The organism is Burkholderia lata, from assembly GCF_902499025.1.
GTDB lineage: Bacteria > Pseudomonadota > Gammaproteobacteria > Burkholderiales > Burkholderiaceae > Burkholderia > Burkholderia lata_C.
Genome location: NZ_CABVPW010000008.1, coordinates 58,032 through 73,671, shown reverse-complemented (window position 1 = coordinate 73,671; position 15,640 = coordinate 58,032). Strand labels below are relative to the sequence as shown.

The following is a 15,640-nucleotide window of genomic DNA, read 5'->3' as shown; positions in this document are numbered from 1 at the left end:
ATTCGTTTCATCCATGCCGGTGCGCATGACGATGGAGATATTCCGGATGCCAGACTTCCCTGAAACCACACGGCACAGCCGTGCGGCCGCCCGTTCCGTGGCGGCGCAAGCCGCGCTCGTGCTGGAGACGAACAACCTGCGCGGCGGCGCGGGCCTCGCGCAGGCCGTCGACAGCCTGAAGCGCCTCGTATCGGCGCTGTCGAAGCAGACCGTACCGCCCGCGGCGCTCGCGCAATGGATCATCACGCACGACGGGCTGCCCGCCGATGCGTGCGCGGAGATCGCCGCGCTGGCCGGCCGCCCGGTCGACTTCGTCGAGATCGGCGCGAGCACCGGCTACTACGATGCGAAGAACGACGGGTTCGACCGTGTCGACGCGGCGCGCTGCGACATCGTCGTGTTCGGCGATGCCGATTGCCGGCCGGCCGACGACTGGCTCGAGCACCTGCTCGCGCCGTTCGCGCGCGAAGCCGGCGATGCGCCTGTCGCGGTGGCGGGGCGCACCAGCTATGCGCCGAACGTGCTCGGCATCGCGCTGACATCGATCGATTTCATGTATTTCCCGAGCCCGCTGCGCGACGGTGCGACGCGCAATTTCTACGCGAACAACGTCGCGTTCCGGCGTGACGTGTTCGCGCAATTCCGCTACGAGCCGCTCGACGGCGTCTATCGCGCGCATTGCCAGGTGATGGGGCTGCGGATGCAGGCGGCCGGCGTGGCCGTCGAGTTCGCGCCGGCGGCACACACCGAGCATCGGCTGCCGGACACGCAACGCGAATCGCTGAAGCTGCGCTGGATGCGCGGCGAGGACAGCGTCGGGCTGACGCCGTATCTCGTGAACGCGTACCTGCCGCGCGGGTGGCAGTGGCTCGGCCGCAGCGGCCCGCTCGGCCCGTTCTGCGTGATGGCGATGCGGCTCGGCTACAGCCTGCGCGCGCTCAATCGCCAGCAGTTGCCGCGACTGGGTGCGGCCCGCTATCTCGCGGCCGTCGGCGTCACGATCGCCGCGTCCGCCGTCGATACGCTCGGCGCGCTCGCGCGCGGTTTCGGTCTCGCCGGGCGCGCATCGGCGCGGCGCGATCTCGAAGCGCTGTCCTATCACCGTCATTGAGCCGGTGCCGCGCATCGCGCGGCCATCGCACGCCGACCTCCTGGATCCATCCCGACAACGACCATGTCCTCTCTCGCTACCCGTGTTGCCTGCCTCGCCCTGTTTGCCGTCGGCGCCGGCGCCCATGCCGCGCCGGTCGATCACGCCGGGCGCGGGATCTACCACTTCGCGTCGCAAAGCGGTTGCCCGTTCGCGAATGCAGCCGCCACGGACTGCAATCGCGTTGCGCTCGATGCGTCCGACGTTCACGCGAGCATCGACACCGATGCGCACGCGATCGTGTTCTCGAGCGATGCGACGCGCCGCACGAAGGACGTGCTAGGCGACGTGCTGCTGCAGGGCACGGGCGTCGACGGCGACGGCCGGCGCGTGCCGTTGAGCGTACATGTGCTGCTGCGTCGCGACGGCGCGAAATGGGACCGCGACGTGTACGTCCATGCGCCCGTGCACGGCACGTTCACCGATGTCCGGATCGATCCGTACCGTGTGCGCGTGAAGGAGGGCGACGGCGAGCGCGACGTGCTCACGCCGGACGAAACGCTGGCGCTGTTCGCGCATCCGTCGCTTGCGTCGCGGTTCGCGCGGCATCTCGTGAAGGTGAGTGCGACTGATCCGAAACAGCCGTCCGCGGACGACATCACGATCGCGCTCGGTGTCGCCGGCCTGACGAAGTCGGTCGCGCGTGCGAGCTTCACGTCGAACGCGCCGCACGATGCCGACGTCGATCGCGCACTCGCGTCCGGCACGTGGACGATTCGATTCGATGCGCTGAGCAATCACATTCCGGTGTGGGTCGCCCAGCGCGAGCTGTTCCTGTTCGGCCTCGACGGCAGCGCGCTCGTGAAGGACATGCGTGCGCGCGGCTTCAAAAAGAACGACCGGATCGAGTTCGGCGCGCGCGACGGTAACGGCTATCTGCGCGTGAACGGCCGCGAGGAGGCATTCGCAGGGGCGGCTGCGTCCGCGCACGCGTTCATGCAGGAAAGCTTCATCGGCCTGATCCTCGGATGGCGTCGCGATCCGGCCGCCGCTGCGGCATCCGCGACGAAATCCGCATCCGTACGGGGCGTGCCGGCATGAGCACGGCGGGCGAGCTGCCGGCGTCGCCGCAGGCGGTGCGCGACGTGCGCTTCGACTGTCTCGATGCACCGGCGCCGCGCGGCGCGGCGCGGGTACGCGCGTACCTCGTCGATCGCATCAAGCGGACGGCGATCCGGCAGCTTCATCGCAGTACACATGGCGAGCGCTGGGTGCTGCGCATGTACCTGATCGGCGAGGAAGCGACCGAGTGCGCGTTGCACGACGACTGGACCGGACAGCCGCCGGACTGGCTTGCGCCGCGGATCGAGCAGCACCTCGCGGACGAGCGTCGCCACGCGGCCGCGTTTGCCGAGGCGCTGCGCGAGCGCGGCGTCGCGCCGTCGACCGCGCCGCACGAGCCCGACTGGCTAAGCCGGCGCAAGATCATGCGATGGCGCCGGCTCGCGCAGCGCCATGCGCCGTATTTCGCGCAAGGCGTGCTCGTGCCGGCCTATGCGACGGGTCTGTGCGCGGAACAGATGGCGATGCGCGTGCTCGCGCGCCACTGCGAGACGATCGGCGTTGCGCATCCGTTGTATCCGTTGCTCTCGCGTGTGCTTGCTGACGAGACGCGGCATGTCAGGCTCTGCTCGGATACCCTGCGCCGTCTCGTTGCGCCGTCCGAGGTAGCGCATCTTGCCGCGTTGCTGAACGAGATCCGCGCGATCGAAGCCGGTTTCGGCGTGACGGGTGCACTGGCGATGGTTGCGGCCGGCTGGCTCCAGTCGCTTCGTCCGCGCGCATGATGCCGCGGATCGTCTATCTCGCGACGGCCGACGCGCGCGGCCACCTGATGCGCGCGCAACTGCTCGTGCACGCACTGCGTGCGGCCGGCGCGCAGGTCGACGTGCTGACGACGTCCGATGCGGGGCAGGCGTTCCTGGCTGCGTTCGACATCGACGCGGCCGTGCTGTCCCGTCACTACGCGGTGCAATTCGACGAACGGCAAAACATGCTGCGCGATGCGACCGATCGCAATGTCGCGCACTACGTGTTCAGGCCGACGCGGATGCTGCGTGACATCGCGCGGCTGCGTGGGATCGCCAGCGATGCCGATCTCGTGATCAACGACTCGTTTCATCCGGCGCTGCTGTTCATGGGCGCGATGCCGGGCTGGCGGCGCCGCGTCGTCCACGTGTATGGCGGCAGCCTGCGCCGCGCGTTGACCGCGAATTTCGATGCGCGGCTGCCGCGCGCACTGGCGCGTACTTTCGCGCGGATCGTCGACTGGCAGATCGATTCGGCGCGGTGCTGCATCGAGCACGATTTTGCCTGCGATGCCGCCGATGAAGTCCGGCGATCGTGCGCGCATTACCGGCTGCCGACGCCGGTGCCGGTCGTCGCCGAGCGGCCGGCTTCGGAACCGGCTGCGGCGGCCGTCTATCTGAACCCGCACTTCCGCGATATCGCGCTCGCCGATGCGTTGTCGGCCGGCATGCGCGACGCGGGGCTCGACACACACCGCGTGGGCGAGGGCTACGCCGGGCACGATGGCTGGACCGGCGTCGACGCCGACTGGGTGACGCGCGCCGCTCATGCACCGCTGATCGTGTCGGCACCCGGCATGGCCGCGCTGTCGATCGCACGCGTGTATCGCCGCCCGATCCTGCTCGTGCAGTCCGATCAGCCCGAGCAGGCGAGCAACGCCGCACGCGCCGCGCAACTGCAACTCGTGCATCGCGTCGTCACGTGGCGCGGCGATGCGGCCGCGTTCCGGCGGGAAGTCGGGCAGGCCGCGGCTGAACTGATGCGCAATCCCGGTACGCAGGCAGGGACGAGCGCCGGCCGCGAGCATGCGCGTGCGCGTGTCGACGCATGGACGTCGCGCCTCCTCGCGCTGCGTCCGCGTGCGCAGGTGGCCGATGCCGATACGCGATGCGAGGCGTCGGCGCCACGATGAATTCGCTGTCGTTTCGTGACGATCGCCGGCCCGACATCCGGCAGATGCTGGCCGCGACGTTCGGCATGGTCGCCGGCCTCGCGATCTTCTTTCTGCTGGAGCGCAGCGTCACGCCGCGCTACGTGTTTGCCACGGCGATCGATGCGCGGATTCCGTTCATCGCGTGGTCGTGGTTCGTCTATGTCGGCTTCTTTCCGTTCGTGATTGCGCTTGCCGCGTATGCGCGGCCGCCCGCGTTCGCCGCGTTCAAGGAGGCCGTGCTGATCGCGTTCGTGCTCGGTATCGTGTGCTTCCTGCTGTTTCCGGAAGCCGTGCCGCGGCCCGACGTCGCGGAGATCGGCAACGCGTTCGTGCGCCATCGTCTCGCGCGCATGTGGCAGCTCGACCTCGCGGCCAACGGCTTTCCAAGCCTGCATGTCGCGGTGACGTGTCTTGCCTGCCGGATGCTGGCGGACCGGGGGCGGCTCGTGACGGTGGCGGTCGGCCTGCTGATCTGCGCGTCGACGCTGACGCTCAAGCAGCATACGGTGGCCGATGTGCTGGGCGGCGTGGCGCTCGCGATGGTCAGTGCGCTGTGGGTCGAGCGACGTTCGCTGCGAGGGAGGCTCGCGTGACGGATACCCGTGTTCACCATGCCGGGCCGAACGCCGAGCTTGCGCGTTTCGTGCCCGATCCCGCGTTGTTTCGCGTGAGCACATCGCGCGTCGGCGCGGCGCTGGCAGGCGACTGGCTGATGATTGCCGCTGCGTTCGCGGTTGCGATCGCGTTTGCGCATCCGCTCGTGTACGCATTGGCCGCGATCGTGATCGCGCGCAGCCAGCTTGCGCTCGCGGTGATGATGCACGAAGGCGCGCACGGGTTGCTGGCGCAGAACCGGCGTGTCAACGACGCGCTGGGCCAGCTGTTCGCGGCCGGCCCGTTGTGGCTGTCGTTGCGTACGTATCGTGCCGGCCACCTGAAGCACCATCGCGCACCGATGGAGCCGGACGATCCCGTCGCGCTGCTGTTCGGCGTGCACGACTATCCGGTGACGCGCGGTCGGCTGATCGGCCGCCTGCTCGCGTACGCATGCGGGATCGGCTACGTGACGAGTATCGTGAAGCTCGCGCGCGGCGAGTTTGCGCATGCGATGCCGAAGGTCGGGAAGTCGCGCGCGTATGCCGCGTGGGAAGTGGCGTCGATGCTGGCCGGCAACGGTGTGCTGTTCGGCGCGCTCGCATGGGCCGGACACCCGCTGCTTTACGTCACGTTGTGGATCGTGCCGTCCGTCACGCTGCTGCCGCTCGCCGGGCAGGTGCGCGCGATCTTCGAGCATGCGGGGCTGCCGGCCGGTGCCGACCAGAGCCGCAACGCGCGCACGATCGTCCGGCGTTCGTGGCAGACGTTCCTGTTCGGCCCGCACGCGATTCATTTTCATATCGAACATCACCTGTTCACGCGGATGCCGTTCCATAACCTGCCGGTCGTGCATCGGCAGCTCGCCGAGCGGCAGTTGCTGCCTGACGGCAATCTGTACACGGGATACGGTGGCGTGCTGCGCGACGTCAGTGTGCGCTGATGCATGGACGGTGCATTGCCTGCCCCGTCCGATTTGGGGGTCGTGAGCGGATCGATATCGGGAAACAGGATGGCCGACAAAATCGGGCGGTTCAATTGCGTGGCGCTGGCCATCGGCGTGATCCTGGCAGTGTGGAGCGCGGCATCGATCGACGAACGGTTCGCTTTCATCGGAGCGTCCGTTGCCGTGCAGGGAACGGTCGTCCGGTTGACCCACGGCGAACATCACCCGCTGATCGAGTTCGTGACGAAACGCGGTGAGCGCGTATCGTTTCCGGGGAGCTTCGTGACGGTGGAGGTCGGCGACACGGTGCCGGTTCGCTATGACCCGGCCAGGCCGCTAGCCAGCGCAACAGTCGACACGTTCTCGAACATGTGGCTCGAGTCGATCATCTCGATCGCTTTCACGGTCGCGTTTCTTTACGCCGGCTTGAAGGGGGAGGCGCTTCTGCCGAAGCCAGGGGGAGGGGGAGGCTGAGTATGTGGCGAGCATCACCGGGAGGCCGGGCTCGACACGGAAGCGACAGACGCAAAAAAGCCTCCACTTGGGAGGCTTTGATTTGCACTATCGAAGATAGTTGGTAGGGTGGGAGGGACTCGAACCCTCGACTCTCTGATTAAAAGTCAGATACTCTAACCAACTGAGTTACCACCCCACGTTCTTGAAACCGGTTGGTTCGTTGCTTCAACAACTTGAACAACGACCCAAAGAGCAAAAGATTATAGCGACGGATTGTCAGGCTGTCAACAACCCGCCGCGATAATTATTTGATCGTCTCGAGCTTGCCCTGCGCGGTCTGCGCTGCGTTCGACCCGGCGTACTGCGACACGACCTGCTCGAACGTCTTCTTCGCGGCCGCCTTCTGGCCTTGTTCGAGCTGGTTCGTGCCGATTGCCACCAGGGCGTCGGCTGCGCGCGGATGCTGCGGGAACTTGCTGACGATCCCTTGCCACGTTGCAGTCGAACCGCGGTAGTCGCGCAGCGCGTATTGCGCATTGCCGTACCAGTACTGCGCGGTCGGCTGGTAGGGGCTCTGCGGATACTTCGCGATGAACGCGCGGAACGAGGCCGCGGCCGCCTTGAAGTTGCCGTTGCGGAACTGCTGCTGCGCCGCGCTGAGCGCATCCGTTTCACCCGGCTGCACGGTGCCTTCCACGCCGTCGATCGTCGCCTGCTGCGGCTCGAACTTCTTGAGCCGCGTGTCGAGATCCTGGTAGTACTCCTTCTGCTGCCGCTCGAGCGTCGTCAGCCGGTTCGTCAGGTCCTCGTTCTCGCCACGCAGCGTCGCGACCTGCTGATTCAGCTGGTCGAGACGGCCGGATTGATCGAGGATCGTACGCTGGGCGGCCGACAACTGGCTGGACAGGTTGTCGGTCTTGCTGCGCAGATCGAGCACGGCGCGGCGCGCTTCGTTGTCGTCGAACACGCCGGCGTGCGCCGGCGCGGCCGACCACGCCGCGCCGGCGACGCAGAATGCTGCGGCAACGCGCAGCAGGGATACACGGTGCGTCATACGGCGATTCTTCCGTTACTTACTGTTGGTAGACGAGGTCGGCGCGACGGTTCTGCGCCCACGATGCTTCGTCGTGACCCGCTGCCTGCGGCTTTTCCTTGCCGAGGCTCACGGCTTCCATTTGCGAATCGTTCACGCCGAGCAGTGCCATCGCACGACGGACGGCTTCCGCACGCTTCTGGCCCAGCGCGAGGTTGTACTCGCTCGTGCCGCGTTCGTCGGTGTTGCCCTGGATCAGCACGTGGCGCTGCGGGTGGCTCTTCAGGTACTGAGCGTGCTGCTGCATCAGCGGCTGGTACTCGTCCTTCACCGAATAGCTGTCGAAGTCGAAGTAGATGCTGCGCTTCGCGAGCGGGCTGTTCGGGTCGTTCAGCGGGTCGACGTTCACTTGCGCGACGTTGTCGGCGCTCGGTTGCGTGCTGACCGCACCCGCGTTGTTTGCCTTGTCGTCGAGCTTCACGCCCGACTTGCACGCTGCGAGCGCGCTGATCATCATCACGGCCAGGGCCAGACGAGCTTTATTCGACATCATGTTTACTCTCCTTGTGGTCATTGCATGAAGGGCCCCCACGACGGTTCACGAACGGAGCCGCCCTGGACGGACAGGATTTGCGGCGGCGCGCTGCCGTCGGAGGGCACTGCTGCCAGAACATTTCGACCACCCGACTGGGTAGCGTACAGAAGGTACTGGCCGTTTGCCGCGAAGCTCGGCGATTCGTCGCGATTCGTATTCGTGATGGCGTTCGCCGCGCCCGATTGCAGATCCTGAACGTACAGCTTGAAGCCCCCGCCCGTGCGGGAGATGTAAGCGAGCAGCTTGCCGTCCGGGCTGATGCGCGGACTCGTGTTGTAGCTGCCGGTGAAGGTCACGCGTTGCGCCGCGCCGGCGCTTTCGCCCTGCGCGGGCATCCGGTAGATCTGCGGCGCGCCGCCGCGATCGCTCGTGAAGTAGATCCAGCGGCCGTCCGGCGAGTAGAACGGCTCGGTGTCGATCGAGCTGCTCTGCGTGAGACGGCGCAGGCCGCCGCCGGTCGAGTTGACCGTATAGATTTGCGTATTGCCCGACAGCGACAGCGCGACGGCGAGCGTGTTGCTGTCCGGCGACCATGCCGGTGCGCTGTTGTTGCCCTTCTGGTCGGAGACGATGTAGCGGCGGCCGGTCGGCAGGTCGTGGATGTAGACGATCGGCTTCTTGCGCTCGAACGACACGTACGCGACCTTCGTGCCGCTCGGCGACCAGGACGGCGAGATGATCGGTTCGGTGCTCGACAGCGCGATGCGTGCGTTCTGGCCGTCCGAATCCGAGATCTGCAGCTGGTAGCGGTTACCGGTCTTGATCACGTACGACAGGCGCGTGGCGAACACGCCGCGCACGCCGAGCAGCTTCTGGTAGATGTAGTCGGCGATCTTGTGGCCGGCCGTGCGCAGCGTGGTGTCGGTGGCCGTCAGCGACAGGCCGCCGAGGCTTTGCTGCTTCACGGTGTCGTACAGGATGAAGTTGACCTTGTACTGGCCGTTCGCCTCGCGGTTCACGCTGCCGGCGACGAACGCATTCGCGCCCTTGGCCTTCCATGCGCCGAGATCGACCGATGCACTCTCCGGCACCGGCGTGCTGCCGGCGTCGATGTTGGTGAATTTGCCGCTGCGGGCGAGGTCGGCACGGACGATCGACGTGACCTGCTGCGGCAGGTTCGCCTCGTTCGCGAAATTCGCAGTGGCGATGGGGAACTGGGTCGACCCGACACCGGTGATCAGCACGTTGACCTGGGCGTTAGCGGCGCTGCCCGCCGTAATCAGACACGAGGCCACGAGTGCCCTGAAACCTAGCTTTGTCATCAAACTCATGCTTCTTGCTTCCCGTATGACTTGAATCGCTGCGCAACGGCAGAGACAGTAAAAATACCCGATTCGTTCCCGTCCGACAGCGAAGCCCGGAGTGTAAGCGCATTTCCTTTCACTCCGCAGCCTTGAAGGTAATCGTAATGTCCGACGGGGTACGACCGTTAGAATCGGGCGGCAACGGGACCGATGCGTGGATCGCATTGACCACGGCTTGATCCCACCCCGAATTCCCGCTGGAGCGGGAAACCGATGCGCTCAATACGTCACCGGACGGCGTGCACCGAATCTTGACGACGGTGGTCAGGCCTGCTCGCTCGCCGCCCCAAACGATGTTCGGTTTGACGCGGCGGCGCACCTTGTCGGCATAGCCGGGCGTGGCGGCATTGCCGCCGGAGCCCGTGCCCGTGCCGCTTTTTGCGAGGCCCTCGCCGCCGCCTTCACCGGCGCCGGACAGGCCCTGCATCTGTGCCAGACGCGCGCTGCGCTCGCGGTCGAGCTTCGCGTTCGCCGCTGCATTGGCCTTTGCGCGCGCCGTGGCTTCGGCCTTCGCCTTGGCCTGGGCTTCCGCCTTTGCCTTCGCAGCCGCGTCGGCCTTCGCCTTCGCCGCCTGCTGCGCTTCGAGTTGCGCCTGCTTCTGCTGCTGGAGTTTCTGCTGTTCGAGCTTCTGCTGCTCGGCGAGCTGCTGTTGCTTGAGCTTGTCGGCCTGCTTCTGCTTGTCGCGTTCCGCGGCCTTCTGCGCGGCGAGTGCGGCTGCCTGCTGCGCCGCGAGCTGCGCGCGGGCTTCCTCTTCCTGCTGGGCCTTCAGCTGCTGCGCGCGGCGCTGCTGTTCGAGCAGCGCTTCACGCGCGGCCGCTTCCTGCTGCCGCTTCTTCTGCTGCAGCGCGATGTCGGCTTGCTCGTCACGCACCGGGGGAGCGGGCGGCGCGACCTTCACGGGCGGTGCGGGTGTGACAACGGGCCGCGGCGCGGGGACATCGGGCACCTCGGTCCACAGCTCGGCTTCGGCGCCGGCCGGCGTGCTGTTCTGCCACTGCACGCCGTGATAGAGAAACAGCGCGAGCAGCACGTGCATCAGCGCGGCGAGCGCGAATGCGCGCCAGGTGCCGCGCTCGCGGGGAGGCTGAGGCGGGTAGGCGGAGCTGCGCGTGGATTGCTGCCGGTTCATTGCGATTTGACGAGGAGGCCGACGCGCTTGACGCCGCGCGCCTTCAGATCGGACATCACGGTCATGACTGCATCGTACTGCACGGTCTTGTCGGCCGCGATCACGACCGGCTGGTCGGGATGATCGGCCTGCCGGGCGGCGATGAAGCTGTCGAGCTCGGCCTTCGTCATCGTGTCTTCCTGGGTCGCGCCCGAGTCGCCCTTGTACTTGACGCTCATCGTGCGATCGGCCTTGATGTTGACGACGACAGGCGGCGTCTGCTCCTGCGGCGCGGCGTTGCCGACGGTCGGGAGGTTGATGATCGACGGGGCGACGAGCGGTGCGGTGACCATGAAGATCACGAGCAGCACCAGCATCACGTCGATGTACGGCACGACGTTGATGTCGGCCATTGCGCGGCGCGAGCGGCCGCCGCGCATGCTGGATCGGATGGGACTTCCTGCCATGGCGCGCTCCTTACTGGGCCTGACGCTGCAGGATGTTCGAGAACTCTTCGATGAAGGTCTCGAAGCGGATTGCGAGGCGGTCGATGTCGTGCGCGTAGCGGTTGTACGCGACCACCGCCGGAATCGCGGCGAACAGGCCGATCGCCGTGGCGACGAGCGCCTCGGCGATGCCCGGCGCGACGTTCGCGAGCGTGGCCTGCTGCACGTTCGCGAGGCCGCGGAACGAGTTCATGATCCCCCAGACCGTGCCGAACAGACCGATGTACGGGCTGACCGAACCGACCGACGCGAGGAACGCGAGGTTCGCTTCGAGCACGTCCATTTCACGCTGGAACGACGCGCGCATCGCGCGGCGTGCACCGTCGAGCACGAGGCCCGGATCGCTGATGCGCTTTTCCTTCGCCTTCAGGAATTCGCGCATGCCCGATTCGAAGATGCGCTCGAGCGCGCCGATCGTGTGGCGGTTGTTGGCTGCGCTCTGGTACAGCGCCTGCAGGTCGCCGCCCGACCAGAAATCCTTCTCGAAGCGTTCGGTCTGCGCGCGTGCGCGGCGGATCGCAAACCACTTGCGGAAGATGAAGGTCCACGACATCAGCGACAGCAGCAGCAGCAGCCCCATCACGGCCTGGGCCAGCACGCTCGCGTTGAGGACGAGGGAAATGATCGACAGGTCTTGAGAAGTGTTCATAGAGGTTTGAGTAACGTCCCTTCGGGGCGCCCGGTATGCGTGTGGCGCGGCGCGCCGGCCATGCCTGGCGCCGAACCTTGCTTAGTATCGAATCAGAAAGGCAAGTTCATAGGCTTTGTCTAAACGGCGCTCATGCGAGCTTCGTTGACAGTGCAGTCTGCCCGTCGTTGATGACGGGCCCGCGCTGCAGCGCGTCGAGCACGGCCGGCGGGATGGCCGCGGGCCGGATGCCGGTACGGTCGACGCAGCCGAGGCGGATGTGTCCGGCCACGAGCAGCGTGTCTCCACACCAGGCTTCCTGCGTGAATTCCACCGATGCACGGCCGATGCGTCCGGGCCGGCTCGTGATCGCCAGTGTGTCGTCGAGTCGCGCCGGTGCGCGGTAGTCGAGCGACGTGCTGCGGACGACGAAGATCGCGTCGGTATCGTCGGCGAGCTGACGCTGGTCGATGCCACATGCGCGCAGCCACTCGGTGCGGGCGCGTTCGAAGAACTTCAGGTAGTTGGCATAGAAGACGATGCCGCCTGCGTCGGTATCCTCGTAGTACACGCGCACCGGCCAGGTGAAGCCGGAGGGCGCGTCCGGGGAGCGGGTAGGCTGGGTCATGGCGCGCATTCTACCGGAAGGCAAGGGCCTGATTCGTAACCGATTCGTAACGGAATGTAGTATGCCGTAGCACACTGCGGACCGGCCCGCAGGGGCCGGGCCCGCGTGACTTCAGCCGCGGTGGACGGTCGGGCCGCCGGGTGCCTGTGCGATCGGCATCAGCTCGATCGTGTTGACGTTGACATGCGCCGGGCGCGTCGCGATCCAGTAGATCGTGTCGGCGATGTCCTCGGGCATCAGCGGCTGGACATTGTTGTAGACGTTCGCTGCTTTTGCGTCGTCGCCGCGATAGCGGATGTTCGAAAATTCGGTGCCGCCGCACAGGCCCGGCTCGATGTCGGTGACGCGCAGCGGCGTGCCGAGCAGGTCGGCGCGCAGGTTCAGGCTGAATTGTCGGACGAAAGCCTTGGTCGCGCCGTAGACGTTGCCGCCTGCATAAGGGTACGAACCCGCGACCGATCCGAGATTGAAGATGTGACCGCGGCCACGATCGATCATGCCGGGCAGCAGCGCGTGCGTGACCGTGACGAGGCCGGTGCAGTTCGTGTCGATCATCGTGTGCCATTCGTCGAGACTGGCCTTCTGGGCCGGCTCGACGCCGAGCGCGAGGCCGGCGTTGTTGACGAGCACGTCGAGTGCTGCGAATTCGGCGGGAAGGGCGGCCGGCACGGCCTCGACGGCCGCGCGATCGCGTACGTCGAGCTCGAACGGCAGAAGGGAATCGCCGAGTTCGGCGGCGAGCGCATCGAGACGATCCTTGCGGCGCGCAGTCGCGACGACGCGGTGGCCTCCCTTGACGAAGGCACGGGCGATGGCGGCGCCGAAGCCGGCGGACGCGCCTGTGACGAACACGATCATTGCTGCTCCTGGTCGATGACAAAATAGCGGGTGGACTCCCGCAAGCCTACTGAGATTGCCGCACCGCGGCAAGGCGGCAAAGCGTTCCGGCACGGGCGCGTAGAGTCTGGCCCCAATTGCTTCCGGCGCACCGCCGTGCGGTTGCCTATTCATGACGCATCCAATACACTAACGCGCTCATCACCCCCGCGTGACTGGCGATAGAACCCTTCGGGTTCAAGGTGGAGCATCCCACCGTGAAGCGCGGGGCGCCGTTTTTGCCGTTCGCCTGGGCAGCCGTTGTGCGCCGTCGCGTGCATCGCCGGTGGCTGTCCTGCCTCGCGTCATACGGATTCTTCCGCCACGTCGAGCTGGTTCCGCCAGCAGCGCACCGTACTCGGCCGCTCCGGTCAACCTGTACACACTTAACGGAAACCGTATGTTTGACAGAGCCCAAAGCACCATTGCGAACGTCGATCCCGAAATCTTTGCCGCGATCGAGCAGGAAAACCGCCGCCAGGAAGATCACATCGAGCTGATCGCGTCGGAAAACTACACGAGCCCGGCCGTGATGGCCGCGCAGGGCTCGCAACTCACGAACAAGTACGCGGAAGGGTATCCGGGCAAGCGCTACTACGGCGGTTGCGAATACGTCGACGTCGTCGAGCAGCTGGCGATCGACCGCGTGAAGCAGCTGTTCGGCGCGGAAGCCGCGAACGTGCAGCCGAACTCGGGTTCGCAGGCGAACCAGGGCGTGTTCTTCGCGATGCTCAAGCCGGGCGACACGATCATGGGCATGAGCCTCGCGCACGGTGGCCACCTGACGCACGGCTCGCCCGTAAACATGTCGGGCAAGTGGTTCAATGTGGTGAGCTACGGCCTGAACGAAAACGAAGACATCGACTACGAAGCGGCCGAAAAGCTGGCACAGGAACACAAGCCGAAGCTGATCGTCGCGGGCGCGTCGGCGTTCTCGCTGAAGATCGATTTCGAACGTCTGGCGAAGATCGCGAAGTCGGTCGGCGCGTACCTGATGGTCGACATGGCCCACTACGCGGGCCTGATCGCGGCAGGCGTGTACCCGAACCCGGTGCCGCACGCGGACTTCGTGACGACAACGACGCACAAGAGCCTGCGCGGCCCGCGCGGCGGCGTGATCCTGATGAAGGCCGAGTACGAGAAGCCGATCAACTCGGCGATCTTCCCGGGCATCCAGGGCGGCCCGCTGATGCACGTGATCGCGGGCAAGGCGGTGGCGTTCAAGGAAGCGCTGTCGCCGGAGTTCAAGGCGTACCAGGAGAAGGTGGTCGAGAACGCACGCGTGCTGGCTGAAACGCTGGTGAAGCGTGGCCTGCGGATCGTGTCGGGCCGCACGGAAAGCCACGTGATGCTGGTGGACCTGCGCGCGAAGAACATCACCGGCAAGGCGGCGGAAGCAGCGCTGGGCGCGGCACACATCACGGTGAACAAGAACGCGATCCCGAACGATCCGGAAAAGCCGTTCGTGACGAGCGGCGTGCGCCTGGGTTCGCCGGCGATGACGACGCGCGGCTTCGGTCCGGCGGAAGCGGAGCAGGTGGGCAACCTGATCGCGGACGTGCTGGACAACCCGGAAGATGCAGCGACGATCGAGCGCGTGCGCGCGCAGGTCGCCGAGCTGACCAAGCGTTTCCCGGTCTATCGCTGATCGACGATGCGCTGCCCGTTCTGCCGGCATGACGACACGCAGGTCGTGGACTCGCGCGTGTCCGAAGATGGCGCCGCGATCCGGCGGCGCCGTCGCTGCTCGGCTTGCGACAAGCGCTTCACGACGTACGAGCGGGTCGAGCTGTCCCTGCCGTTCGTCGTGAAGAAGGACGGCAGCCGCACGGAATTCGACCGTCGCAAGATCGTCGCCAGCATGCAACTCGCGCTGCGCAAGCGGCCGGTTGCTGCCGATGCGATCGACGCGGCGGTCGCCCGCATCGAATATCAACTGCTCGCGACAGGCGAGCGCGAAGTGCGTAGCGAGAAGCTCGGCGAACTCGTGATGAACGAGTTGCGCGGCCTCGATACGATCGCTTATGTCCGCTTCGCATCGGTGTATCGCCGGTTCGAGGACGTTTCCGAATTTGCCGACGTGATCGAAGAGTTCCGTCGCGCCTCTCCCGCCAAGACTCCGCGTAAGCGCTGACGCGCTGCGTCCGTTCATCGTCTTCTCCGTTGGTCAGTTCGCGCCGATTGTGTCGGTCGCGATCGCATGCCGCCAGTCGGCCGTTCGGCAAATGGTGCGCTTCCGCACGCATCGCTACAGTCGTCGCATCACCTTGGCGAAGGACGACTGCGATGGGACTGCACGCTCAACCCCTGAAAAATGTATTGCGACGCTCGGGCGGGTTCACGCTCGTCGAGCTGATGGTCGCCATCTCGCTGGCGGCCGGGCTCGCGCTTCATGCGGCGCCCGCGTTCGACCAGTGGCGCATGCGCGAACGCGTGGATGCACGCTCGCGTGCGTTGCTCGGCGCGCTGTCGTTCGCACGTACCGAGGCGACGCGTCTCGGCGTGCGCGTCACGCTGTGCCGGGCCGGGAGCGGCAGCACTTGCCTGCGCGCGGGTGAGCGGTGCGATCCGGCCGAATGGTCGTGCGACTGGATCGTCAGCGGGCAGGTCGACGGGCAGTCACGCGTGCTGCGGCGCTATCCGCGCGATGCCGAAGTGGCCGTCACGGGTGCCGCGCACGATCTCGCGTTCGCACCGCCGGTCGGTCAGGCAATCGGTGGCATCCGGCGCTTCGAACTGCGTCCGCGACGCGACGTGTCGGGAGCCGACGGCGCGCATGCATCGCGTTGCGTGCGGATCGCGGCAGGCGGCCGGGCACGGGTTGTCGCCGGCCGTTGTGACGCGGCGTGAGCGT

General features: G+C 66.5%; 18 protein-coding genes, 1 tRNA gene and 1 riboswitch. Of the genes, 10 read left to right on the top strand and 9 right to left on the bottom strand.

The window, feature by feature from the left end; translation table 11 throughout:
- Positions 1-46: 46 nt before the first annotated feature.
- The 7 genes from BDI24065_RS10195 (at position 47) to BDI24065_RS10165 (ending at position 6,126) form a co-directional block, all read left to right on the top strand.
- Positions 47-1,111, top strand: a complete 1,065-nt coding sequence (locus tag BDI24065_RS10195; protein WP_175031138.1) for a glycosyltransferase — start codon at positions 47-49, stop codon at positions 1,109-1,111.
- 63 nt (positions 1,112-1,174) lie between these two features.
- The gene (locus BDI24065_RS10190) at positions 1,175-2,191 is read left to right on the top strand and encodes a hypothetical protein (RefSeq protein ID WP_175031137.1); all 1,017 of its coding nucleotides are present in this window, start codon (positions 1,175-1,177) and stop codon (positions 2,189-2,191) included.
- On the top strand, positions 2,188-2,937 hold the full coding sequence (locus tag BDI24065_RS10185; RefSeq protein ID WP_175031136.1) for a hypothetical protein: 750 nt from the start codon (positions 2,188-2,190) through the stop codon (positions 2,935-2,937). Before BDI24065_RS10190 ends, BDI24065_RS10185 begins: the two co-directional genes overlap by 4 nt.
- The gene (locus BDI24065_RS10180) at positions 2,934-4,091 is read left to right on the top strand and encodes a hypothetical protein (RefSeq protein ID WP_175031135.1); all 1,158 of its coding nucleotides are present in this window, start codon (positions 2,934-2,936) and stop codon (positions 4,089-4,091) included. Before BDI24065_RS10185 ends, BDI24065_RS10180 begins: the two co-directional genes overlap by 4 nt.
- Positions 4,088-4,705 (top strand): phosphatase PAP2 family protein, encoded by a 618-nt coding sequence (locus BDI24065_RS10175; RefSeq protein WP_175031134.1) that lies wholly within the window; start codon positions 4,088-4,090, stop codon positions 4,703-4,705. The genes BDI24065_RS10180 and BDI24065_RS10175 overlap by 4 nt, the downstream gene beginning before the upstream one ends.
- On the top strand, positions 4,702-5,649 hold the full coding sequence (locus tag BDI24065_RS10170) for a fatty acid desaturase family protein (protein WP_175031133.1): 948 nt from the start codon (positions 4,702-4,704) through the stop codon (positions 5,647-5,649). Before BDI24065_RS10175 ends, BDI24065_RS10170 begins: the two co-directional genes overlap by 4 nt.
- Before the next feature lie 69 nt (positions 5,650-5,718).
- A complete protein-coding gene (locus BDI24065_RS10165) occupies positions 5,719-6,126 on the top strand; it encodes a DUF3592 domain-containing protein (RefSeq protein ID WP_175031132.1) in 408 nt (135 codons plus the stop codon).
- 101 nt (positions 6,127-6,227) lie between these two features.
- Here the strand turns inward: BDI24065_RS10165 and BDI24065_RS10160 are convergent.
- The 9 genes from BDI24065_RS10160 to BDI24065_RS10120 form a co-directional block, all read right to left on the bottom strand.
- Positions 6,228-6,304: transfer RNA gene (locus BDI24065_RS10160), tRNA-Lys, on the bottom strand.
- Between the two features lie 108 nt (positions 6,305-6,412).
- On the bottom strand, positions 6,413-7,162 hold the full coding sequence (gene ybgF, locus BDI24065_RS10155; RefSeq protein ID WP_175031131.1) for a tol-pal system protein YbgF: 750 nt from the start codon (positions 7,160-7,162) through the stop codon (positions 6,413-6,415).
- A gap of 19 nt (positions 7,163-7,181) precedes the next feature.
- On the bottom strand, positions 7,182-7,694 hold the full coding sequence (pal, locus tag BDI24065_RS10150) for a peptidoglycan-associated lipoprotein Pal (protein ID WP_011351072.1): 513 nt from the start codon (positions 7,692-7,694) through the stop codon (positions 7,182-7,184).
- A 17-nt stretch (positions 7,695-7,711) separates the two neighbouring features.
- Positions 7,712-9,007 (bottom strand): Tol-Pal system beta propeller repeat protein TolB, encoded by a 1,296-nt coding sequence (tolB, locus tag BDI24065_RS10145; protein WP_174913252.1) that lies wholly within the window; start codon positions 9,005-9,007, stop codon positions 7,712-7,714.
- Between the two features lie 109 nt (positions 9,008-9,116).
- The gene (gene tolA / locus BDI24065_RS10140) at positions 9,117-10,169 is read right to left on the bottom strand and encodes a cell envelope integrity protein TolA (protein WP_175031130.1); all 1,053 of its coding nucleotides are present in this window, start codon (positions 10,167-10,169) and stop codon (positions 9,117-9,119) included.
- Positions 10,166-10,615, bottom strand: coding sequence for a protein TolR (gene tolR, locus BDI24065_RS10135; RefSeq protein ID WP_031399575.1), 450 nt, complete (start codon positions 10,613-10,615; stop codon positions 10,166-10,168). Before tolR ends, tolA begins: the two co-directional genes overlap by 4 nt.
- 10 nt (positions 10,616-10,625) lie before the next feature.
- Positions 10,626-11,303 (bottom strand): protein TolQ, encoded by a 678-nt coding sequence (gene tolQ / locus BDI24065_RS10130; RefSeq protein ID WP_021157170.1) that lies wholly within the window; start codon positions 11,301-11,303, stop codon positions 10,626-10,628.
- A gap of 130 nt (positions 11,304-11,433) precedes the next feature.
- Complete coding sequence (ybgC, locus tag BDI24065_RS10125; RefSeq protein WP_175031231.1) at positions 11,434-11,919, bottom strand: tol-pal system-associated acyl-CoA thioesterase; 486 nt, start codon at positions 11,917-11,919, stop codon at positions 11,434-11,436.
- Positions 11,920-12,021: 102 nt separating this feature from the next.
- Positions 12,022-12,768: an SDR family NAD(P)-dependent oxidoreductase gene (locus BDI24065_RS10120; protein WP_175031230.1), complete on the bottom strand. Its 747-nt coding sequence runs from the start codon at positions 12,766-12,768 to the stop codon at positions 12,022-12,024.
- Between the two features lie 180 nt (positions 12,769-12,948).
- A riboswitch (ZMP/ZTP riboswitch) is annotated at positions 12,949-13,049 on the top strand.
- 137 nt (positions 13,050-13,186) lie between these two features.
- Between BDI24065_RS10120 and glyA the strand changes: the two genes are divergently transcribed.
- The 3 genes from glyA to BDI24065_RS10105 all read left to right on the top strand — a co-directional run bounded on the left by glyA (position 13,187) and on the right by BDI24065_RS10105 (position 15,636).
- Entirely contained in the window at positions 13,187-14,434 is a 1,248-nt protein-coding gene (gene glyA / locus BDI24065_RS10115) for a serine hydroxymethyltransferase (protein ID WP_021157166.1), read from the top strand.
- 6 nt (positions 14,435-14,440) lie between these two features.
- Positions 14,441-14,920, top strand: coding sequence for a transcriptional regulator NrdR (gene nrdR / locus BDI24065_RS10110; RefSeq protein WP_006476792.1), 480 nt, complete (start codon positions 14,441-14,443; stop codon positions 14,918-14,920).
- 152 nt (positions 14,921-15,072) lie between these two features.
- Entirely contained in the window at positions 15,073-15,636 is a 564-nt protein-coding gene (locus BDI24065_RS10105; RefSeq protein ID WP_175031129.1) for a GspH/FimT family pseudopilin, read from the top strand.
- Positions 15,637-15,640: the final 4 nt, after the last annotated feature.